General features: G+C 37.1%; 22 protein-coding genes. 10 read left to right on the top strand and 12 right to left on the bottom strand.

Annotated elements, in window-relative coordinates:
* The first annotated feature begins 160 nt into the window (after positions 1-160).
* The 3 genes from NSQ59_RS01710 to NSQ59_RS01700 all read left to right on the top strand — a co-directional run bounded on the left by NSQ59_RS01710 (position 161) and on the right by NSQ59_RS01700 (position 3,877).
* Positions 161-640 (top strand): RNA polymerase sigma factor, encoded by a 480-nt coding sequence (locus NSQ59_RS01710; protein WP_055737960.1) that lies wholly within the window; start codon positions 161-163, stop codon positions 638-640.
* Between the two features lie 22 nt (positions 641-662).
* Positions 663-1,544 (top strand): RsiV family protein, encoded by an 882-nt coding sequence (locus NSQ59_RS01705; protein WP_055737959.1) that lies wholly within the window; start codon positions 663-665, stop codon positions 1,542-1,544.
* Between the two features lie 371 nt (positions 1,545-1,915).
* Positions 1,916-3,877, top strand: coding sequence for an acyltransferase family protein (locus NSQ59_RS01700; protein ID WP_340828803.1), 1,962 nt, complete (start codon positions 1,916-1,918; stop codon positions 3,875-3,877).
* A 157-nt stretch (positions 3,878-4,034) separates the two neighbouring features.
* Here the strand turns inward: NSQ59_RS01700 and NSQ59_RS01695 are convergent, their stop codons facing one another.
* The 7 genes from NSQ59_RS01695 to NSQ59_RS01665 all read right to left on the bottom strand — a co-directional run bounded on the left by NSQ59_RS01695 (position 4,035) and on the right by NSQ59_RS01665 (position 9,633).
* The gene (locus NSQ59_RS01695; protein ID WP_340828801.1) at positions 4,035-4,520 is read right to left on the bottom strand and encodes a DinB family protein; all 486 of its coding nucleotides are present in this window, start codon (positions 4,518-4,520) and stop codon (positions 4,035-4,037) included.
* A gap of 119 nt (positions 4,521-4,639) precedes the next feature.
* The gene (locus NSQ59_RS01690) at positions 4,640-5,308 is read right to left on the bottom strand and encodes a YukJ family protein (protein ID WP_340828799.1); all 669 of its coding nucleotides are present in this window, start codon (positions 5,306-5,308) and stop codon (positions 4,640-4,642) included.
* Positions 5,309-5,363: 55 nt separating this feature from the next.
* Positions 5,364-5,690 (bottom strand): ArsR/SmtB family transcription factor, encoded by a 327-nt coding sequence (locus NSQ59_RS01685; protein ID WP_340828796.1) that lies wholly within the window; start codon positions 5,688-5,690, stop codon positions 5,364-5,366.
* The gene (locus tag NSQ59_RS01680) at positions 5,687-6,103 is read right to left on the bottom strand and encodes an SRPBCC family protein (RefSeq protein WP_055737954.1); all 417 of its coding nucleotides are present in this window, start codon (positions 6,101-6,103) and stop codon (positions 5,687-5,689) included. The genes NSQ59_RS01685 and NSQ59_RS01680 overlap by 4 nt, the downstream gene beginning before the upstream one ends.
* A gap of 76 nt (positions 6,104-6,179) precedes the next feature.
* A complete protein-coding gene (locus NSQ59_RS01675) occupies positions 6,180-6,746 on the bottom strand; it encodes a DJ-1/PfpI family protein (protein ID WP_340828793.1) in 567 nt (188 codons plus the stop codon).
* A 621-nt stretch (positions 6,747-7,367) separates the two neighbouring features.
* Positions 7,368-7,781, bottom strand: coding sequence for a hypothetical protein (locus tag NSQ59_RS01670; protein WP_340828791.1), 414 nt, complete (start codon positions 7,779-7,781; stop codon positions 7,368-7,370).
* Between the two features lie 160 nt (positions 7,782-7,941).
* A complete protein-coding gene (locus NSQ59_RS01665) occupies positions 7,942-9,633 on the bottom strand; it encodes a peptide-N4-asparagine amidase (protein ID WP_340828789.1) in 1,692 nt (563 codons plus the stop codon).
* 678 nt (positions 9,634-10,311) lie between these two features.
* Here NSQ59_RS01665 and NSQ59_RS01660 point away from each other — a divergent pair.
* From NSQ59_RS01660 to NSQ59_RS01645, 4 genes are all read left to right on the top strand, one after another.
* Entirely contained in the window at positions 10,312-10,719 is a 408-nt protein-coding gene (locus NSQ59_RS01660) for a MarR family winged helix-turn-helix transcriptional regulator (protein WP_055737950.1), read from the top strand.
* Positions 10,720-10,733: 14 nt separating this feature from the next.
* Positions 10,734-11,705: a ring-cleaving dioxygenase gene (locus tag NSQ59_RS01655; protein WP_340828787.1), complete on the top strand. Its 972-nt coding sequence runs from the start codon at positions 10,734-10,736 to the stop codon at positions 11,703-11,705.
* An 11-nt stretch (positions 11,706-11,716) separates the two neighbouring features.
* Positions 11,717-12,337, top strand: a complete 621-nt coding sequence (locus NSQ59_RS01650; protein WP_340828785.1) for an alpha/beta hydrolase — start codon at positions 11,717-11,719, stop codon at positions 12,335-12,337.
* 426 nt (positions 12,338-12,763) lie between these two features.
* Positions 12,764-13,267, top strand: coding sequence for a DinB family protein (locus NSQ59_RS01645; RefSeq protein ID WP_055737947.1), 504 nt, complete (start codon positions 12,764-12,766; stop codon positions 13,265-13,267).
* Positions 13,268-13,313: 46 nt separating this feature from the next.
* Here NSQ59_RS01645 and NSQ59_RS01640 read toward each other — a convergent pair whose 3' ends face one another.
* Together NSQ59_RS01640 and NSQ59_RS01635 are read right to left on the bottom strand one after the other, a co-directional pair.
* Positions 13,314-14,915 carry a bifunctional metallophosphatase/5'-nucleotidase gene (locus tag NSQ59_RS01640; RefSeq protein ID WP_163258598.1) on the bottom strand — a complete coding sequence of 534 codons (1,602 nt, stop codon included), beginning with the start codon at positions 14,913-14,915 and terminating at the stop codon, positions 13,314-13,316.
* 299 nt (positions 14,916-15,214) lie between these two features.
* Complete coding sequence (locus NSQ59_RS01635; protein WP_340828781.1) at positions 15,215-16,573, bottom strand: transposase; 1,359 nt, start codon at positions 16,571-16,573, stop codon at positions 15,215-15,217.
* Between the two features lie 171 nt (positions 16,574-16,744).
* On the opposite strand from NSQ59_RS01635, the gene NSQ59_RS01630 reads away from it, so the two are divergent.
* Positions 16,745-16,912, top strand: a complete 168-nt coding sequence (locus tag NSQ59_RS01630; protein ID WP_340828779.1) for a hypothetical protein — start codon at positions 16,745-16,747, stop codon at positions 16,910-16,912.
* A 263-nt stretch (positions 16,913-17,175) separates the two neighbouring features.
* On the opposite strand, the gene NSQ59_RS01625 is transcribed toward NSQ59_RS01630, so the two are convergent.
* From NSQ59_RS01625 to NSQ59_RS01615, 3 genes are all read right to left on the bottom strand, one after another.
* Entirely contained in the window at positions 17,176-18,141 is a 966-nt protein-coding gene (locus NSQ59_RS01625) for a quinone oxidoreductase family protein (RefSeq protein ID WP_340828778.1), read from the bottom strand.
* 204 nt (positions 18,142-18,345) lie between these two features.
* Positions 18,346-19,050: a class I SAM-dependent methyltransferase gene (locus tag NSQ59_RS01620; protein WP_340828775.1), complete on the bottom strand. Its 705-nt coding sequence runs from the start codon at positions 19,048-19,050 to the stop codon at positions 18,346-18,348.
* A 474-nt stretch (positions 19,051-19,524) separates the two neighbouring features.
* Positions 19,525-19,977, bottom strand: coding sequence for a GNAT family N-acetyltransferase (locus NSQ59_RS01615; RefSeq protein WP_340828773.1), 453 nt, complete (start codon positions 19,975-19,977; stop codon positions 19,525-19,527).
* A 126-nt stretch (positions 19,978-20,103) separates the two neighbouring features.
* Here NSQ59_RS01615 and NSQ59_RS01610 point away from each other — a divergent pair, with 126 nt between their 5' ends.
* Together NSQ59_RS01610 and NSQ59_RS01605 are read left to right on the top strand one after the other, a co-directional pair.
* A complete protein-coding gene (locus NSQ59_RS01610) occupies positions 20,104-20,778 on the top strand; it encodes a FadR/GntR family transcriptional regulator (RefSeq protein WP_055737942.1) in 675 nt (224 codons plus the stop codon).
* A 19-nt stretch (positions 20,779-20,797) separates the two neighbouring features.
* On the top strand, positions 20,798-22,018 hold the full coding sequence (locus NSQ59_RS01605) for a CynX/NimT family MFS transporter (protein WP_340828772.1): 1,221 nt from the start codon (positions 20,798-20,800) through the stop codon (positions 22,016-22,018).
* The last annotated feature ends 589 nt before the right edge of the window (positions 22,019-22,607 follow it).

Below are 22,607 nucleotides of genomic sequence, written 5' to 3'. Positions count from 1 at the left end.
CTGTTAAATAATTTTTATACTAATAAAGTTTACACATTCTTATACTTACAAATGAAAATAAAATTTCCAAAAAAAGCTTAAAACTTTTTATCCTCACCGCACGTCTATTTTCCGTAACACCAAACAGATACGTATCTTAGAAAAAGGAGCTCTTTTTTCAATGAAAAGCAAGTTGGACCACTATTTTATACAGTTCGTTACAGAAAATAAAGAAGACTTTTATCGACTGGCTTATAGTTATGTCAAAAATTCAGAGGATGCTTTGGATATTGTTCAAGATTCTATAAAAAAGGCGATTCTGGCGAAAGATTCTATACGGGATGCCCAGTCCGTCAAAAGCTGGTTCTACCGAATCGTTGTCAATACATCCTTAGACTTTTTGCGTAAAAAGAAAAAGGTTACCTTCGTCGATGAAGAAACTTTAGATTATTATAGCTCAGGCAAAGAAGATGTTTACAAGCATTTGGATTTGGAAAAATCGCTGGAGGAATTGCCCGTTAAGTATCGCAGTGTCATCATCTTGCGATTTTTCGAGGATTTAAAAATTGAAGAAGTCGCAGAAGTCCTTGGTGAAAAGGAAAGCACGGTCAAAACAAGGTTATACAGAGCACTGGATATGCTGCGAATTAAGTTACAATAACACGTTACTGGAGGAATTTTGGATGGATAAGAAATTGGAGCAATTAAGAAGTGAATATAAAAATATCCCTATTCCGGCTGAACTTGATGAGATTGTGCAAAAGGCACTAAAACAGCCGAAACAACCCACACGCACCTATAAATGGATTTTAGGAGCAGCAGCCGCTGCAGCCATTTTCATTGCCAGCGTAAACACAAGCCCTACATTTGCAAAAACATTATCCGACATACCAGTAGTTGGAAGCGTCGTGAAGGTAATTACGTTTAAGGAATGGAATGTGGACGACAAAACATACAATGCACATATCAAAACACCGGGTATTAAAAATCTGGAAAATAAAAGTCTAGAGAATAGCTTAAATCAAAAATATTTAGAGGAAAACAAAAAATTATATAAGGATTTTAAAACGGAGGTTAGCGAATTAAAAAAACAAGGTGGCGGTCACCTAGGAGTTGATAGCGGTTATGTTGTAAAAACGGATGACGAACAAATCCTCTCCATCGGCCGTTACGTTGTCAACACAGTAGGGTCGTCCTCTACAACATTTAAATACGACACCATTGATAAAAAAAATCAAGTGCTAATCACCTTACCAAGCTTATTCAAGGACGACAGTTATATAAAATTAATCAGTAATAATATTCAGGATCAAATGCGTCATCAAATGAAGGAGGACCCGGATAAAATTTATTGGGTAAGCGGCACAGGAGACAAAGATATTATGCCAGGAGATATGTTTAAGAAGATTTCCGCTAATCAAAACTTCTATATAAACAAGGATCATAAACTGGTCATTTCTTTTGATAAATACGATGTTGCACCTGGATATATGGGAGTAGTGGAATTTGTCATTCCGACTGATGTTATTTCAAAAGTTTTGGTTGGACATGAGTATATTCGATAAACCCACATTTACAGGGATAGATGGAAAAGTTTATCCCTGTAAAAATATGTTGTTACAACTGCCTAACATTACTCTCATCATTTTCAACCCGCATTTGTAAATAATTTTTGTTTGAAATAGAAAACTAGTAAAACTTTAACAAAAACTATTGATACATCAGTAATATAAATGTAATATTTGTAATATACATGTCTTAATTTGAGCAATATTCGTGGAGAGATGGATGAAAGGAATCTATTAATATAGAAAATAAGCATTTTCGGCTTTCGTTGAAAAATGTAAAGTATTTTGAACGGCTTCTTTCATTATCGTTTCCCTTTATTGTCCATACATACAACTTGTTTTACTTCATAAAGGAGGGAACTCATTTAATGAATACTAAACGATACATTCATTCACTTGATGGTTTACGGGCGTTAGCCGTATTCGCCGTCATCTTCTACCATCTCGGTTTTGGATGGGCATCTGGAGGCTTTCTAGGAGTCTGTGTTTTTTTCGTACTTTCCGGATACCTTATTACCGATCTTCTTGTCACAGAAAAAGACAGAAAAGGAACAATCGATTTAAAAAACTTCTGGTATCGCAGAGCGAGGCGTCTACTGCCAGCTATGTTCACCCTTCTTATCGTGATTTCATGCTGGGTCATCTTATTTGACCGCCATTTTTTAGATACTTTGAAGGGAGACATTATTGCAGCGGCTTTGTATTTCAGTAATTGGTGGTATATTTTTCACCATGTTTCTTATTTTGAAAGCTTCGGTTCTCCTTCCCTGCTTACTCACTTTTGGTCATTAGCTGTGGAAGAACAATTTTATTTACTTTGGCCATTATTCATTGTAATCGGGTTAAAGTTTTTATCAAAACGGTCCGTACTAATATTAACTTTACTTGCTGCCGTCCTTTCCGGTATAGCAATGGCCATCCTTTATCAGCCAGGTATGGATCCTAGCAGAGTATACTACGGAACGGATACCCGCGCCTTTTCTTTATTAATTGGATCTGCTCTGGCCCTATGTTGGCCTAGCCAAAAATTAGCTGCAAAAGTACCTTTAGCATCACGCTTTTTTCTCAATTTAGTTGGGGGACTCGGACTTTTTGTTTTACTTTGGATGCTAGTACGAACCAACCAATATGAAAGCTTTTTATATTTAGGCGGAATGGTTCTATTGTCAATCGTAACTGCGTTTTTGCTGGCTGCCCTTGTCCATCCTGCAAGCAGCATCAGCAGAATTTTTGATGTGAAAGCCCTGCGATTTTTAGGAGTGCGATCCTATGGCATTTATTTATGGCATTATCCGGTTATTATGCTAACAACACCTGCCGTCAATACAGAGGGAATATCTATCGTTAGAAGTATATTTCAAATTGGACTTATTATTTTACTTTCATCCCTTTCCTATAAATTTATTGAAAATCCTATCAGAAAAAATGGATTTGGTGTGATGTGGAAAACGCTGGGCAAGATGTCCTTCAGACGTGCGTTTGCTTTTATAGGAGTATCCGCAGTATTGCTTATTTCATTACTCGTGATTTCGAATGAACCGAGTGCGAAAGCGAATAGTAAAACGGTCGCTCCCCCAAAACACACAAAAGTCCATACTGAAAAGAAGAAAATGACTGTTGTTGAAAAACCACGGAATAATCATGATGTAAAACAGAAAGTGGATGTCGCCAGTAAAGAAACTTCTACTTCGCCATCAACGGAAAAGAGAAAAAGTCCTGTACAGATAAAACCAAGTGATAACAAAGTCAATCAACCATCACAAAAAGTTACAGAAAACAAAGTGACTAAGAAAGAAGATCAGAAAGTAAATCAACAAACTGTCCAAAAAAGCAATCAAAATACCCAAGGCACACCGCCTCCAAAATCAAATTCAACCATAACAGCTATTGGGGATTCCATTTTGGTCGACGTAGAACCTTATTTAAAAAAAATGTTTCCATCCATGAAGATAGATGCAGAAATAGGCAGGCAAATGTACCAAGCGTTAGACGTAGTTAAACGAATGAAAAATAACGGGGAATTGGGCAATGTAGTAATTATCGAGCTCGGTACAAATGGTCCTTTTACAAATGGCCAGTTAGAAACCATGATTAAGACCATTGGAGTGAATAAGAAAATCATATTTGTGAATACTCGGGTTCCACGACCTTGGCAAAACGTTGTGAACACTACACTGAACTCGGTAACTGCAAAATATCCTAATACATCTCTTGTAAACTGGTTTTCTGCTAGTGCCAATCATAATGATTACTTTGAGCCTGATGGTGTTCATCTTAATCCAAAAGGTGCAAATGTGTATGCATCTTTAGTGGCTAATACGGTTAAATAAGTAGCTAAAGGGCTGCTGAATGGGGCTGCAATATTGTTCAAATGTCACTTAATTGTTACTCGAACAGATTGAAGGACACATTCAGCATGCTATGAACCATCGAAATTATAAAAAAACCATCGCCAAGAATTCATACCTGCATTCTTGGCGATGGTTCTTAAAATTGCATTGCTTCTTTTACTTCCTTAATTTGCTCTAAATGGCGCTGTTCATGATATCCTATTAATTTAACCCATTGTTTCAAACTTAACATTCCAAATAAACGATGAGCCATTGCTCTATTCGCCAAATCATCCTCAGATGTATGCGAAACAAAATTTATTAAAGCCTCACGAGATTCATCAAGCTTGCTTTTCATTTCTTTTAATGAAGTAAATTCGTTGGAAGGCTTTAAAAATTCTGGCGCATCGATCTTTTTTGATCGATTTAACAACATATTAATAGGTACTTCCGAAGTTGGTTCAGTATTGTACTTCAATTCTTGAGTCATTCTTTGTACAACAACCTTCTCCATCAAATATAGATGCTCCAAATTCTGCATAATAGACCATTTGCCTTCTTCAGGCGTTGTATTTAACTGCTGATCCGATAAGTCACTTACACTTTCCAATAATTCTTTTCTAATCTTATAGTTATGTTCCATGAAAACCCACCCCCACTTATCTCTAAAACTATTTATTTATATAATCTAATGTAGAATAATATGCAATCGGGAACTTTCTTATGGTGAAATAACGTTGAAGAAATTTAACACAGGTGATTTTACTTAACATGTTCTGCAGATGGCATGGCATTTCCATTGTCATCGGTACACCAGGATTGTGATTGGAAAGCTAGAAATATCGCCACCCACCTATTTTCTTGTTCAAAATGCAGGAGAATTCCCCCATCTTGCCATATCCCATTATCCTTTTTCCAATGGCCCTCATTTCCTTGGTTCATATGAATATCATGAATCCCATTTCCAGGTGTAAATCCAAAATACTGATCGGGCTGATTTTGCTCCGGACCCCATCTTTGCCCAAATGCGTAAACAATAGCATTTGTATCAATAGCTTGTTTAAAATAATACTGAAATTTATCGTTTAAATCATTATTAGGACCATCTTCATCAGTTGGCAGAGGGATCATTTGGGATCGATCTAATAAATGACCTCTTATATAATCGAGTCCAATATCAGGATGATTATTTTGTATAGGGGTAAAACCAAACTCTAAATCTGGTAACTTTGTAATTTCTTCCGATCTGAAATTCTCACCTACAAAATATAATACTTCTGAGGGATAATCTTGAGATTTTGTATTAATGGCAATCCGGTACTCTATTCTATTTTCATCCACAATAAGCACTTGAAAATGAGGCTTTTCGTTGCTGCCCAACATCGTTTTGACTGCTTTTCCTTTTAAAACTCCATAGTTTTTTATAGGCAATTTCCATTCCTCCATTTGTTTTAGAATGTTAAGAGGATGAAAACATCCTCTTATTTTACTCTTCATCATTTTCAACAAATTCTTTGAGTGCCGAAAGTCTATCTGCCCAATATTTTTCGAAAAAGCTTAGCCATTTTTGAAGTTCCTTCAATGGTTCAGGTTGGAGCTTGTACCTTATTTCACGCCCTACTTTTTTACTTTGAACAAGACCTGCATCTGCCAGAACATGCAGATGTTTATTGACCGCGGTACGGCTGAGAGGAAATTGTTCGGTAATGGAAGCAATCGGCATTTCCTTATCAGCAAGCAATATCAACATCTTGCGCCGGGTTGGGTCGGCAACCGCTTGAAAGACATCGTGTTTTATAACGGTATCTTTCATTTTAGTGATTCTATATAAGATACAAGTTTACCTTCTTTAATTTTAGCCCAACCTTCATCCATAATGCCACGGATAACCGTATGCGGTTGATTAAATTCGGTAACCTTGTTTTCATCCCAGCCAGAGTGAATAAGTGTAAACTCTGTTTTCCCATCTACCTCTTTTAATTCAAACGTTAGATGCCAATCCTTTCCCCAATCAAATCCAACTTTATAGGGAGGCTCAAGTTCGGTTACTTTACAAGGAGAATCCCCATATGGTCCTGCATGCAAAACAAATTCTTTTCCAAGGACCGGCTCAAATGTATTGTCCATCCACCACGCTGCAATTCCCTCTGAAGTTGCAACTGCTTTCCATACCTTATCAATTGGTGCATTTAAAAGGACAGTGTGTTTAATATCTGGTAATGTCATGAATAAAACCTCCAAAGAAATTATAACACTAAAAGGTGTCACGTTCATTATAACACCTTTTAGTGTTATTTCAATACTACTTATTAATTAGAGTTTGATTTCTTGAAAGTTTTAATGCAATATTTTTCAATCTTGGGTCTTCTTCCATAAGTCCACTCTTCTCTAAAACCGCCATCATAAATTCGAAATGGGCGGATCCTTTACTAGTAATCAGCTTTTCACCGACCACAATGTCGGTATCCGTGTAATTTCCTTCAGTAAAGTACTCTGAAAATATTTCTTTAATAGGAGGCATCGTAGTAAAATCACCTTTCACTAAGCCAGCACCCGCTACGATTGCTGAAGAGGCACAACTTGCAGCAATAAATCCATTAAACTCTTGTAAAAATTGTTTCAGATGTTGATTATCTACCAATTCCTTGGTCACCCTCCCTCCAGGGAACAGTAGGAAGTCATATTCATTCGGATTTTTATGCCCAATACTTTCTGTATGAACCAAAACTCCTCCATCAGTAGATACCAAACCGCCATTATTCGATAGAGTCTCAATCTGATAATCGGCATCTGTTAAAAACTTTAGTAGCAGCGAAACCTGCCATATAGCAAAATCATCATATACGAAAAATCCAACCTTTTTTTGCATTTCTTCACCCTTTACTACGCATATTTTCATTATAGTGGCAATATTTAAAATATACCAGTCTTTAATTATAAATGGAAATATTGTATAGAAATTCCTCATTACTACTCATTCACTTTCCTTTTACAAGGAGTTCCTTATGGAAAAATACATTATTCTTTGTATCTCCTTTTGTATGATTCTGATATCTCTCATTTCTATGTACGAAATGAATAAACCTAGATTGGGACCTGTTGGTAACGGAACCTTTTCCACTCTCTATTGTGTTACTTTTATTTCTATACTCATTGCAGGCATGTGTTACTTTTTCTATTGTATATTGTTGTTTAAAAGGGAGCGAAAATAATTGAAGCAAAACAAAACGAAGATGCTTGTTTTATCATCGGAACCATGGCAATTTTGGCTTTTTTCGTAACGGAGATTTTTCAAATTCGAAGTAATCATCTAGCAAACTTACTTAAAATAAATCAGTGTTTTGATAATGATCGGACAACATTAATAGAAGTAGAGACTTCTTTCGGTTACACCAAAGTTATATGTAGTGAAAATTAAACCTGTTTTTGAATATATTTTATAAAAATATAACTCTTTAAGACAATACCACCGAAATTTTTTTATGATTCATTATTTCACAATTTTAAAATCACCCTCTGCCACTATGTCATCCCAGTCATCTTGTATTCTCATCGTATATTCACCTTCATCAATGGGAGTAAAGAAACCGAAATATACAGCAGGAGCCTTTTGTAAAATTTCATTTAAAATAAGATCAAAGGAATCATATATACTTTTATCCTTTCCTCTGAAAATAGCTACTTTGTAATGTTCTGTTTCCTCCATTTGATCAAAACTAAAATATGATATTTGATTTGTTTTTAAAACATTGGATTCATCCATTAATTGATGTGTTTCATTATCTATATTATTTGCAAAATCAATTTTTTCTGGTGAATTAACCCACCAAATAAACCAAAAGATACAAGCTATTATTAAAACTAATATGATTCTTGCTTTATTCCCCCTAATAAATTTTTTCATTGAATTGATTTTTCCCCTTATTTTATGTTTTACTGCCTAATTATATCTGCTTTTGGAATATTTTAATATGGGAAATAGAGTGGAAAATTATTACCAAAATTCAATTTATATATAAAACAAAAACCTGTTTTTACATTTCAAAAACAGGTTTTTTTATCGGTTAATTCTCCTTTTTAGACAATGATCCTAGCTCCAAATTGTAAGTCACCGTTCCTCCATGCGACATCAGCACTTGATGGTAGGATCGGTCGTTGGAGTCTTTAAAATCAACAACTGCAGTAGTGGCGCCTTGAGCTGTATCCGATTTTGAACGATAAAGTGATGCATATCCTTGTGTGTTTAAATATAGGGTGCTTTCGTATGGAGACTTCCATTCAGGTCCATTTAGGACATTGTATACATGCAAGGATTGTGTTAAATTGGACGGCAATAAGAAGGAAGAACCGTCCTGCGTTGGCATGTAGCCTGAACCACAATCAAGTGTGTACACTTCTTCTGTATGTTTCGTGCTTGCCTTTTGACCTTTCTTTGCAAATGATTCATCCATTGTGACAACTTGTGCGTTGTGAACAATCTGGACCCCGCCCTCATTGTAATTTGTTTGATCACTTGTATTATTGCGTGATGCCTGAATGGTAGATGTATAGTGCTCTCCCTTTGCATCAATTACCCCTTGAATTTCATAACTCTTATTTGCGTTCTCTCCAAATAAATTATTGTCATTACCAAATAGATCCGTTTTTGTTTTATCCGATTCTGTCGGGAATGTTAACGTGTTTTTCACAATTTTTCCGGTTGTAGGCTTTCCATTATTTTGATATAAAAATAACGATCCGCTCATCAACCAGTAATCAATATGCTGATTCACTTTGATACTCAGTGTATGTTTTCCGCCCAGCAGTCCTGCAAATGGTGTTAGATTCACACGGTACGCCGTCATATCTAAAGTATGGATCCCTTGAATAGGACGCCATAAATATGGATTCACCCCGCCTGTATATAATGTCGGCTCAGGCCAAACTGCTCCTGCTGGCTGCCCATCAATATACACCTCAATTTCACGGAAGTCCGGCTGCAACGACCACCAAAATTCATCATTATTTTGTGGTACAGCATATAAATCCAGATAAGCTCCTTTGATGTCTTTCGGTAAATCTAGCGGAACATCCATGGAGGAATTCTTTTCGTACATATAAAAAGGTGCTGCATCCTTTGTGATTGGAATGATTTTATCCGGTGTTTTTATTTTCAACGGATCTGCTTGCTTATTCTTTTTGCCTTTTTCCTCAGGATAGTATTCTAACTGAATAGACATTTCAGGAATTCCAGTGTATGTATCATTTACGTAGTTTTCCAGCTTTGTAGTTAGCACTTGTTTGCCTTGCAGAACCGGCAGATATTCTGTTACATCCTTTTGAATTTTCCACTCTATCCCGTCCTTAGTTGGTTCAGGTGTCACGCCGACAAATATTTGCGAGGAACCCGCCCAAATTTGAAAGAGTCGATCATACTGTCTACCCTTTTGCGTTCCCGTAATCGTTAAGATGACCTTCCCCCACTTACCGGAAGGAAGCTTCACTTCACTCTTCACAGGTGGTTTCGCATTTCCGAACTGTTCCTTATTCAACACTTTTACAACGGTTGGTTTTGTAGAAGGAACCGTAATAGGTACACCAATCGAAATAGGATTATCCGTTTTGCTGAATTGCTCCGTCTTCGCAACAGCTAGTGTGTTAGCGAATGGTTTCTTTTGAATACCCTGCTTTTCTGCAAAAGTAGATTGGCTGCTTCCTAACGTGAGCAACGCTAAGGCAATACCTGTGCACGCAAGCTTCATTCCTGTTTTTTTCATAAAATAACGCGCCTCCTGGATTTTTGACTATTATGATAATTTCGAAGCACAAATGTTATTTCCTTCCAACTTTTGAACCAATTATTTAGTAGTTCAAAAGTTGGATAATTAATGAGGAAGGGGTTGATGAAATAATTCATCAAGTATCGTGACCACGAATGAGGATAAAGTTGCTGAACAGGAACAATTCGCGAAGTATCGTGACCGTAATCGGGAATAGTATTGATGTACGGGAACAATTCACGATGTATCGTGACCGCAATTGTGAATGGTGTTGATGTACGGGAACAATTCATCGAGTATTGTGACCGCTATCGTGGATGATGTTGTGGAACGGGAACAATTCACGAAGTATCGTGACCGTAATTGTGGATGGTATTGATGAATGAGAACAATTCATCGAGTATTGTGACCGCTATCGTGGATGACGTTGTGGAACGGGAACAATTCACGAAGTATCGTGACCATAATTATGGATGACGTTGATAATCGGGAACATTTCACGATGTATCGTGACCGTAATCGGGAATAGTATTGATGTACGGGAACAATTCATCGAGTATTGTGACCGCTATCGTGGATAATGTTGTGGAACGGGAACAATTCACGATGTATTGTGACCATGACTTGACTTTTATATCAGTTTAGTTATAAACTGATTCAACAAGAGGTGATGTTATGCAAGAAAAACTCAGTTTAATGATTTGGTTCCGATTATCGCGAATTTATAACAAAAGCATCCGGGAATCAAACCAATACCTGAAAAAATGGAATTTATCTATCGCCCAATTTGATGTGTTAGCACAAATTGGATCACACAAACGTTTATCCCAACAAGAGCTGGCAGATAAACTCTTGGTTACAAAGGGAAACATCACACAACTTTTATCGAAATTAGAAGATCTTGACCTTATAAAAAGAGAACAGGAATGGAAAACAAAATATTTATCCTTAACGGAAAAAGGAAAAACACTTTTTAATGAGGTAGTCCCAAAACAAGAACAATTCCAGGCATCACAGTTTAGTAAATTAAATCAGGAAGAGAAAAAGCAACTATTAGAGTTACTTAGAAAAATACAAAATTAATGGAGGAAAATCATATGGAATTAAAAGGGATTCATCATGTTTCAGCCTTAACAGCGAAAGCCCCTGATAATTTTGACTTTTATACAAAAGTACTAGGCCTTCGTTTAGTAAAAAAGACGGTTAATCAAGATGATATTTCCGTTTATCATTTATTTTATGGCGATGAAAAGGGAAATCCGGGTACAGAACTAACGTTTTTTGAAATTCCTCATGCTGCGCGCACACATGAAGGGGTGAACAGTATTTCTGCACTTTCTTTACGTGTCCCAGATGATCAGGCACTTGTATTTTGGAAAAAACGCTTTGAGGAATTGCATATTGAGCATGAAGAAATTAAAAATCGTGCCGGCCGCTCCACTCTTGCATTTAAAGATCATGAGGGGCAGCGTCTAATTTTAGTATCGGATGAGAATAATGTTGGAGTAAAAGGCGGAAAACCTTGGGATAAAAGCCCGATTCCGCAAGAGTACGGAATGCTGGGATTAGGTCCTGTAAAGCTAACTGTTCGGTATGCTCCAGCTACTGTTAATGTATTAACAGATATATTAGGATTTCGCATGAAGGGACAATATTCTTCCGAAGTCGAAGGTCAACCCGATATTCTTGTGTTTGAAACAGGTGAAGGTGGTACGGGTGCAGAAATCCATGTCGAAGAAAGAAACGACCTGCCACCGGAACGTCTTGGACGCGGCGGGGTTCACCATGTTGCATTTCGGGTAGAGGATGAAGAAGAGTTACGGGAATGGATTGCCAAAATTCGAGCAGCAAGATTCCCGAATTCCGGATTTGTTGATCGTTTTTATTTCCGATCTCTTTATTTCAGAGAGCCAAATGGTATTCTTTTTGAGCTTGCGACAGATGGACCTGGGTTTGATACAGATGAAGATTTGGCTACTCTTGGCGAATCGCTTGCCCTCCCGCCATTTTTAGAAGAGAAGCGCGAACAAATTGAAGCTAAATTAAAACCATTAGATACAAAGCAATAGAAAGGTGAAGAATGATGAGACATATTTTTGAAAAAGGGCAAAATCCTGATGCCCCTACCCTCCTTCTTCTGCACGGAACAGGAGGAACCGAACACGATTTAATTAATGTAGGAAAAATGATTTCCGCAGAATCTTCTTTATTAGGTGTGAAGGGAAATGTATCCGAGTTTGGAATGGCTCGTTTTTTCCGACGTCTATCTGAAGGGGTTTTTGATGAAGAGGATCTTATAATTCGCACAAAAGAACTAAATGAGTTTTTAGATGAAAGTGCGAAAGCATATGAATTCGATCGGAATAATATTGTTGCAGTTGGCTATTCGAATGGAGCAAATATTGCAGCAAGCTTGCTATTTCATTATCAAAATGCGTTAGCAGGAGCTGTCCTTTTCCACCCTATGGTGCCAAGACGCGGGATTGAATTACCTGATTTGAGCGGAACTTCCGTTTTTATTGGAGCTGGTGAAAATGACCCATTGGTTCCGCTTCAGGAAACAAAAGAGCTTGCGGAGCTCTTGAAAGATGCGAAGGCAAATGTAGAAGTGCTTTTTGAGCAGAATGGACATCAATTATCCGGCAATGAAGTGTATGCTGCTCGGGATTGGTTGCAGAAGAAGTTTTTGAAAGATAAATAAGGTATTGCATTGACCCTGCTATGGTTTTAGCGGGGCTTTTATTTTGGGGAAATTGGATGGTTGAGGTTTTGGATTACTTTTGGTATTTGTTGATAGACTCAGCGGTTTTTCCATCTTTATTAGAGTTTCAAACCTGATTAATTTACCAGATTTTCTGCCTAATTCAAACACCATTTGGGTTTCATTATCTTTTTCCACACTCTATTTTATTTTCCACAGTTTTCTCATTTTTCACAGGGTTTATATCCATTATTTCAGAGAGTTATATCTTTCATGTTCAGCAGTAGCTTTGCTGTGTTCTTACCCATTCAACGTGAAGCTCCGTTTTCCAAAGCAAACCATTCCACATGATTTTCCCTCGCTAAATGTATTATGATGAACATGTAAGTCAATGATAAATAGGATAATAATCAAGGAGGAATAAGAATGTTTCAATCTATTGAAGAATTTTTGAATCTGTGGGAGCATGAGAGCAACTCTACTCAAAAAGTTCTAGAAGCATTAACCGATGCATCGCTTAAACAGGAAGTATCCCCTGAAGGACGTAATTTAGGAAGAATCGCTTGGCATCTTGTGACTTCACTTGAGGAGTTCGTTTCACAAACAGGTTTGCAATTCGAGGGAGCAAAATCTGACCAAGATGTGCCGACTTCTGCAACAGAAATTGCCAATCATTATCGGAAATCTAATGAGGCAATGGTTGCTGCTATCAAGGAGCAATGGACAGATGCGTCTCTAAAGGAAGTTCACAACATGTTTGGTCAACAGTGGCCAAATGGTTTCACTCTATTAAACTTAATTTTGCATCAAACTCATCATCGCGGACAAATGACGGTGCTTATGAGACAAGCAGGCCTTAAGGTTCCAGGTGTATACGGTCCTGCTCGAGAAGAGTGGAGTGCAGTTGGCATGGAGCCCCCTAAACTTTAATATCAAAAAGCCCTTAGCTCTCTATTCAAGCTAAGGGTTTTCTCATTTAGTTAATCTTTTGTATTCTATTTTGAATCTCCATCGTAATCGGGCCAGTTTGCTTTTTCACATAATCCACTAATGCATCTAAATCAACTGGTCCATTTACTTGATTCTTACCATTAGCAAATTCCGTGAACCCATCTCCACCACTTGCCAAGAAATTATTCATAGCAACTTTATAAGTTTGATTTGGTTCAATTGGTGTACCATCTTCTAAAGTTAACGAAACGATTTTATCATTCGCTTTTGTACTATCCCAAGTATATTTCATACCGGAGATTTGCAGCATTTTGGAAGAACCGTCTGTACGCCATTGTTGATTCAATGCTTTACGAATTTGATCACCAGTTAAGTCCATCGTAATCATAGTATTTCCAAATGGTTGAACAGTGTAAAGATTTCCCCAAGTAATGTCTCCGCTGTTAATGTCCGCACGTATTCCACCAGGGTTCGTAATAGCAATTTGGGACTTTGTAATATCACGCTGTGCATCCGTGATAAAATCACCTAAATTGGATTCGCCACTTTCATTTTGTTTGCCAGTTAATGCAGTCGTTGTCTTTCCAAGTACTTGATTAATTAATGGGGCAACCCTCTTCTCATCCTCGTCAATCATCGCTTTAATTTGCGGATCTGGAGTGATTGAATCTTGATAGGTTGTTACAATTTCTGCGCTGTCTTTTACAACATCTTTTGTTCTCGGATCGATCCAAAGATGGACATCGGCAAACGCTGTTCCATATGAATAGGCTTGTACAACTCGCTTCCCGGCTACTTTCGTATTAATATACGCATGGTTATGACCGCCGAAAACCACATCCACTTCAGGATCAATATTCTTTGCTATATCAATCACTTTACCAGTTGCATTTTTTCCGTCATAATCGGAGTTTCCTGGATCATGCGCCAAAACAATAATGGTTCTAACCCCTTTTTTCTTTAACACCTTTGCATATTTATTGATTGCTTCGGTTTCGTCTGTAAATTCAACATCCTTCACATTTTCTGGCATCGTAATACTTGGTGTTTCGGTTGTATCAACACCAATAAATCCAATGTTTACTCCATGAACCTTTTTGATTACATAAGGTGGTAACAACGGTTTCTTTGTCTTTTTATCTATTACATTGGCACAAACATACGGGAAGTTTAATCCTTTAAAATATTCCCCAGTGGTAGGATTCTTCCCTCCATAAATTTGCCGCATCATTTCTTTTACACCGTGATCAAATTCATGATTACCAAGTGTTCCAACATCAAAATGAAGTGTATTTAAGATGTTTAAAGTAGGTTCATCTTGAAATAATGCCGATACCGGTGCAGAAGCGCCTACTGCATCACCACTTGTAACTAACAGGGTATCTTTCACTTGTGCTTTTCTTTGTTTTAAATAGGCTGCGAGTACATCCGCTCGTCCAACATTTCGTCCACTAACAGTACGAGTGACATCCAACTGTCCATGTAGGTCATTTATCCCTAGGATCTGTACCTCAATTGGATGTGGATGGTCTTTTTTTATATTCTTTGCTGCCGCATCTACTGATGAGAACGGTAAGGTCAATAAAGATGCCAAACCTACTGATAATAATAGATTTCTTTTACGCAAAATCTCCCACTCCCCCAAGTTTAATAGTTTACAAGATTCAGTATAAATAACGGACATTGGACACACAACGAGCAATAATATGCGTATTTTTTACAAAAATTGTGTTGCAAATTTATCCAATATCGTTAATTTGAACCATAAAATGAATAATCAAAATTACCTACTCGGACAATCACCATGTCTATAAAAATCATAATACTTGAATGTTAATTTCATATTTTGGGAGTGTGAACCTCTCCAACTAAATCATAGATTTTGATGGAGCATCCCTTATCTTAAATACGGTACAAAATTTGCGGTTAAGACACCTTTAGTGTCTCTAGTGCATCATTAAGACTAATGAATGAAGACAAGGTTTGTTCTGTTCTTTTTGACAATTCAGGTACTTTCGCCTGAAGAGCCAACCATTTCTTTTCAGAAATGGATTTTTGAATGCCACGTATAAAATAGCGAGCACCAATATTATAGGTCGCCGATAAATCGGCATGATACACCTTTCCTGTCCGAAACGTTGCGAGGTCTTTTTTATGATTTCGTTTCACTTTCCCAGAGCCATCAAAAGCCAAAGCACTTGTATTTCGTGCATTTACTTTCGACATTCGCATACCTAGATAATGTGCCATTTCTTCCACTTTATTTTGGATCCCTTTTTTTCGCCAATATCGTAATTTGAAACGAAGCTTCTTGGCACCCCAAAATCCTTTTGGCACTTTCATTTGATCAAGGTACTCAAATACAATAACATCACACCTATGTTCTTTTGCGAATGTTACTATTTCATGCGAAGTATGATGGACAATATGCATTTGTAGCCCATTTATTCTTCTCCAAAAATTTGGTGCTGTAATGGTACCGGAAACAGATTGCGCTTTTCTTAATTTGTTTGTGATGGTATACAATTGGTCTTTTTCTATTGGCTGATGGATAAACTTTCGAGCCAAGACAGTTCCTTTTGCATTCATCACAGAACAAACGGCAGAGTTATGGATTCCTAGATCTACTGCACAAATTTTCTGATCCTGTATTTTTGTATCGTTTACTTTCACTTTTGATTCGTAACTTATGTGTAGAAAAAACTTTTTCCCCACTTTCACAAGCTTAGGATTATTTTCCTTCCAATTCCAAACACCACGTTTGTATTGGTCTTGCGGTTTAAATTGGATATCGATCCAGACCCAATCATTTCGATGAAATACTTTTATTCTAGCAGTTTTTTCAGATGTTTTTTCGAACATGTTTCCTTGATAGAATACCGGAAACTCTTTATGTTCCAATTGCAGTCTAGGAGGTTTTTTCTTAAAGGTCTTGCCTTCTAAAAGAGCCATTTCCTTCTCCTTTTCCCAATTTTTTAGATTGGAGCGATAACTTTTGACCTTTCCAAAAGCGGAAGCAATGGCACTTCTTCTGAAGTAAGAAGGGAATTTAAAAAAATGAGAATCGAATTCTTTGTATTTCGGTTGAGGATTTGATTTTGTGATATGAATTAGCTTTTCCACTGCGGGAACGATTGTTTTCACCTGAAACGTATCCATATCATCAAACTCTTTATCTATGACATTCATAATAAATGATAATGCTTCATTAAAAATATCTAGAGTGCGATGAAAGACAGTGGAATGGTTGGTAATTTTATGACGTAATGTTTTCATCATCTTCATCATCAAATCCCCCTACCGAAAGTATGTTCCCATCTATTATTAAGCATATCATATAAATTGTTCATTGTATAAAATAATGAAAGAAATACTCGAATTTAATGAAAATTAGATATACTACTTTTACATTAAAACTTCCGTTTAGTTGAGGTTACAACCGGTGGACAAAAATGTATGACAAACGAAATCTTACAGAGACTAAAAATTTATTCCCTTTTAAAAAAACGGAATTACAAAGTAATGGAAATGAATGAGGAAGAAGATCATACACCACCGAAAATTAATTTATCCAACACCATGAATGGTTATAAAACAGTAACTTCTATACATATCAGAAAATGATTTATGGAGAAACCAAAATAAAATTATTGGAAACCTTATTTTTGAAGTAGAAGTTATATGGTTTTAACTACCGGAGGATCAACAGTAGAAATAATAAAAAAGTATATAGGAAAGTAGGGAAAGAAAAAGAAATAAGAGCCTAACCCCCACTAAATTATAGATTTTGAAGGGGAATGCGGCTCTAGTATTTGTTCAATTTATGGTTAATTTAACGTAAAAAAAGAGCATTCCTACCCAGATAGAAATGACCCTTGATTTTTTGATTAAGGAATTAATAATACCTTTCCAGTACTTTTTCTGCTTTCAATGAATTCGTGTGCTTTTGCACCTTCCCTTAATGGAAACAAGGTGGGTTCAGAAATCTTTAGTTGACCGCTTTGAATCCATTTAAATAGTTCTCCGGATCGCGCAACACGTTCTGCACGTGATGTCAGCACATTCCAAAGATCTCCCCCTGTCAACGTTTTGGAAGTATCCATCAGCATTCTAGGATCCACTGGTGCTGGATCCCCGCCTGCCATTCCAAAAAATACAACTGTTCCACCGATACGTGTTACATCAAAGCTATCTATTAGTGTTGCTCCTACCGATTCATATACAACATCTACGCCACAATCATTTGTTACATCTTTCACTTGTGCTTTCCAATCCTTAGCATATAAAAACACATTATCTGCCCCTGCTGCTATTGCTGCTTGACGTTTTCCCTCCGAGGACGTTAAACCAATAACTTTTCCCCTAAGCAATTTGATGATTTGAACCAACAGCTGTCCAACTCCTCCGGCAGCGGCGTGTACTAAAGCTACATCTCCATTTTTAATGGAATAGCTATCTTTCGTTAAATAATGTGCGGTTAAACCCTGCAATAACAAAGAAGCCGCTGTTTCATACGTAATACCAGCAGGAATAGGAATCGCTTTATCCTGAGGTACTGCTACTAGCTCTGCATTAGCGAATGGAACGTCAGCGAAAGCTATCCTATCTCCTACCTTAATACCTTCAACCTTACTGCCGACTTGTTGCACAATACCAGCACCCTCGTATCCCAAAATATAAGGGGGCTGACCGACTAAATGATAATTGCCTTTTCTTCGGTAAACATCTGCAAAGTTCAATCCAATTGCTTTCATTTCTAATAAAACTTCTTCAGAACCAATTTGCGGATCTTTTATATCTCGATATTGGAGAACTTCGGGTCCGCCAAACGATTCAAATATGAGTGCTTTCATAATGTTCGCTCCATCTCTTTAATAAAATCCTGTTTTAAAAAATAAATCCATTTTTGTTATTTTATCAACCATTTTTTCCTTTATTATAGACTATTGTGATTTTACAATGAATAAGTCGAACAGCTCCAATGTTTGGTACCAGACCTTTTATGCCCCTTCCAGCCCAGCTTATGCAGCTCCTTTGCTATGAATAAATTAAAAACCCTATGTCCTACTAGCTACATAGGTAATAGCATTCGTCCTTAACATAACATCTTTGCCATCTCTACTAATTATATATTCTAGAGGCTTAACCACCTTCGTTAAAATATCCCATCCTCTATAATGTTCCTCCAGTTTTTGCAGCATTTTATTCGTGGATAAATTAACTTCCATATATGCTTCCAGCGATTCATTCGAAGTCCTGTCTATTTCCTGGACCTCCGAATTAACAACTAAACAATGAAGTCCGTATCTCTTTGTTCCTTTCGTCATTCTTTCTAAAAGATGATCAAGTACTTCCTCCGACCGAACATGCTCTAAACTCGAAACTGCTACTATTAAATCATACTCCTCCAGCTTAATATTAAACTCTCCAATATCTGCGTGAACCGTTCCGATTACCTCACTAACATCATATTGCAGGCTATATTGTTCTAAATGTTTTAAAGCAGACTCTAGCAAGTCTACACAAATAACCTTGCCAGCCTTGTTTTTTATTTTTTTCGCGATAGGAATACTGTTTCGGCCAACTCCGCACCCTAAATCCAGAACCTTTACATTTTCTTTTTCTTCTAGCACAGGTATTAGGTCCATAACGGTTTTTACTGGTTTATACAGCCACGAGCCTTCCTCAAATAATCTATAATTGTCATAGCAATAGTCGTGGTATTTTTTCTCTCCTATCCGAATAGAATTAATTCTTTCCACAAAATCTTCTTCTCCTTCTTTTACTACAATTTTTTTATTCCTTTTAGCTATGTAAGTAGCAAAGGTATTTATATATATAAATGTGATAATAAGTTTATATAAATTTTATCTTAAGGAGGTGTTTAATATTGGGGTTGTTGATTATTATCATGATTGCTTATTTACCTTTATTTTACAACATCCATAAAAGATTAAAAAATATCGAAGAGCGTATTAGAGACATAGATCACCCAAATTAATAATGTTATGAGAATAGTTCCGTCCTTAATGGAACAAATTCATTATCCTGCCTCTCATTATCAGTTCAAAATTATGATACGTTTTAGTTTTGAGCAAAATTAAACTTAAATAGAAATAACCCTAAATTTAATATTTCCACTTAGGGTTATTTATCGTTGATAAATATACTTTCCAAATACATTTTGTAGTTAATAAAAGACAACAGGGCCAATTTTTCTTAAGCTAAAAATGCTATTATAGGTCTTGAGACAATCTCACCATATCAATTACTTGGATTCCATTCTCGTATATTTCTTCATCATAATGTCTGATAAAAAAATCCCTATCTACGCCAACAATCCGAAAGCCACATTTTTGATAGAGTGCCAGCTGACCTACACTTGAGTTTCCGGTTCCAATTTCGATAGTTTTATAGCCTCTTTCCTTTGCCCGCTTTATTGCATCGTTTACTAATTTTTTGCCGATTCCTTTGCCATGGCAATGTTCAGCAACTGCAATATTTACAATCTCTATTGTTTCTGGCCGTGTTGGAAGCAAGACATATTCTCCAAGGATACTTCCTTCTTCCTCGGCAACAAAGCATTCGCCCCGACCAATGTAATCCTCCACTAGTTTTTGATTAGGGTCTGCTAATAAAAACAATTCCAGTGGGTACTGTTCCTCCGGTCTTAATTCTCGTATTTTCATGGTTTCACTCCTCACAGTATTTTATTATTCGTCATTTATATTCCCATTACCTTTAATTTTACATTTTTATTATGATATGTTATATTACCCAATGAACCAATCATCCTACAAATTTAGAGGTGCCATATGGATATTGCAAAAACAAACCGATTATCGCTTGTCGAACAAATCGTTTCACAAATAGAATCTCTTATTGAATCTGGGGCATGGTCTGTTGGGAGCCGAATTCCTCCAGAATTAGAATTAATGCAGCAGCTGGATGTAAGCCGCAATACTTTACGTGAGGCAATTCGTGCTCTTGTTCATGCAGGACTTCTGCAGACTAGACAAGGAAGTGGTACATATGTATGTTCCTCTAGTACTCTTGGAGCAGCACTGCAAAAACGGATCCAAAAGGCAAATCTTATAGAAATACTGGAGGTTCGCCATGCATTAGAAAAAGAAGCAGCACGGTTGGCAGCAATAAGAAGAAACCAAAACGATCTTGAAAATATACAAACCTATCTAGAGGCTTGTCTAGCAGCTGCAGAGCATAATGACAGTGAAGCATATGTGGAAGCGGATATTCAATTACACAAAGCGATTGCTGTGGCAGCCCACAATAGTATGCTGATGGATCTTTATGAGCAAATGTCCGTGCCCTTGCACGAATCTGTTCATAATTTATCCGAAATGACCTGTCATACCGACTTTCACCATCATGTACATTGGAAATTAGTAGACGCTATAAAGGAACAAAATCCCGAGCAAGCCATAGAAGCGGTTACCGAGTATATTGAACAATTTATGGAAATTTTATAATTAGAGCGGAGGAAGAAAGTTGAATTTACAACCGGGAACGTTACAACAAGAACAAACAAAGTTGGACGTAAAACCAAAAGTACTTTTATTAATTATCGGAATAATATTTATCGGAGCGAATTTAAGAGCTCCTTTAACATCAGTTGGACCATTGGTGCCTTCCATCCGTGAGAGTTTAGGAATATCAAGTACACTTGCAGGAGCATTAACAACGGTTCCTCTCCTTGCTTTTGCGCTAGTGTCACCATTTGCACCAAAATTAGCGCGCCGCTTTGGAATGGAATCCGTTCTTTTTCTCTCCTTAATCCTTTTAACCATCGGAATTATTCTGCGTCCTCTCTCTGGAGTAGGAACGCTTTTTACCGGTACGATTTTTCTTGGTTTGGCCATTGCTATTGGCAATGTATTAGTACCAAGCATTATTAAGCAAAACTTTCCACAAAGTGTAGGGACTATGACGGGAATTTACTCTGTTTCTATGAATCTATGTGGCGCTATTGCATCTGGACTAAGTATTCCAATTTCCTCTAACTCAGGATTTGGGTGGCAAGGCTCCCTGGGATACTGGGGAATTATTTCGATCGTTGCGATACTTTTTTGGATTCCGCAAATTCGTGCAAAACGCAAGCAAGACGTACGGGTATCTGAAAAAACGCAATCGGTAAACATTTGGAAATCTGGCCTGGCTTGGCAAGTAACAGTCTTTATGGGACTGCAATCCTTAATCTTTTATACGATTGTCGCTTGGCTGCCAGAAATTTTGCAACAGCAAGGATTAAGCTCCAGCACAGCCGGTTGGATGCTATCCTTAATGCAGTTTGCGGTTCTACCCTTTACTTTTATCGTCCCAATAATAGCGGGACGCATGAAAAACCAATATCTACTCGTCACCATTACGGCTCTTTTATTTATTATTGGTATGATTGGTATTCTGTATGGAAATCTTTCGCTCATACCATTGTCAGTAATATTTTTAGGTATTGGGGGAGGCTGTGCTTTTAGCTTAGCGATGATGTTCTTTAGCCTCCGTACCAAAAACTCTTATCAAGCAGCGGAATTATCCGGTATGGCTCAGTCCATTGGATATCTTCTTGCAGCCGTTGGTCCAACTTTATTTGGAGTGCTGCATGATATCACGCACAATTGGGCAATTCCTTTATGGATGCTTGTTATAACTTCTGTGCTTATTTTTATATCTGGTATTGGTGCTGGGAGAAATAAATATATTGAGGGAAAATAAAATGGGATGGCTTATTGGCCATCCTTTTTTTATCCCCTAAATTATTCCAAAGAACGCTCTCGGGGCAAAGCGTTGTTAATAAACCACACTTAAGGACAACTTGTTCGCCTTCTTATACAAAGGTATCCTTTACAATCCCAATACAGGACATCTAACTAAAGAAAATCCTATAGCTTGTCCTTCATTTCATTGATGAAGGACATCTGACAGTAGAAAACCTTGTAAATTGGCCTTCATTTCACTGATGAAGGACATCTGACTGAAGAAAATCCTATAGCTTGGCCTTCATTTCATTGATGAAGGACATCTGACAGTAGAAAACCCTATAACTTGGCCTTCATTTCATTGATGAAGGACATCTGACAGTAGAAAACCCTATAACTTGGCCTTCATTTCATTGATGAAGGACATCTGACAGTAGAAAACCCTATAGCTTGTCCTTCATTTCATTGATGAAGGACATCTCGCTATGGTTTATCATGCCACAATGGCCTTTATAACCTTTCTTAAGGACATCTCACTCTCATTCTCAAGCCACAATGGTCTTTATAACACCATTCTAATCTCAATCTAAAAAAAGTGGTAAAAC

Source organism: Margalitia sp. FSL K6-0131, from assembly GCF_038008735.1.
GTDB classification, from domain to species: domain Bacteria; phylum Bacillota; class Bacilli; order Bacillales; family Bacillaceae_C; genus Margalitia; species Margalitia shackletonii.
The sequence above is the reverse complement of the archived record's forward strand: the minus strand, read 5'-3'. Positions and strand labels throughout refer to the sequence as shown.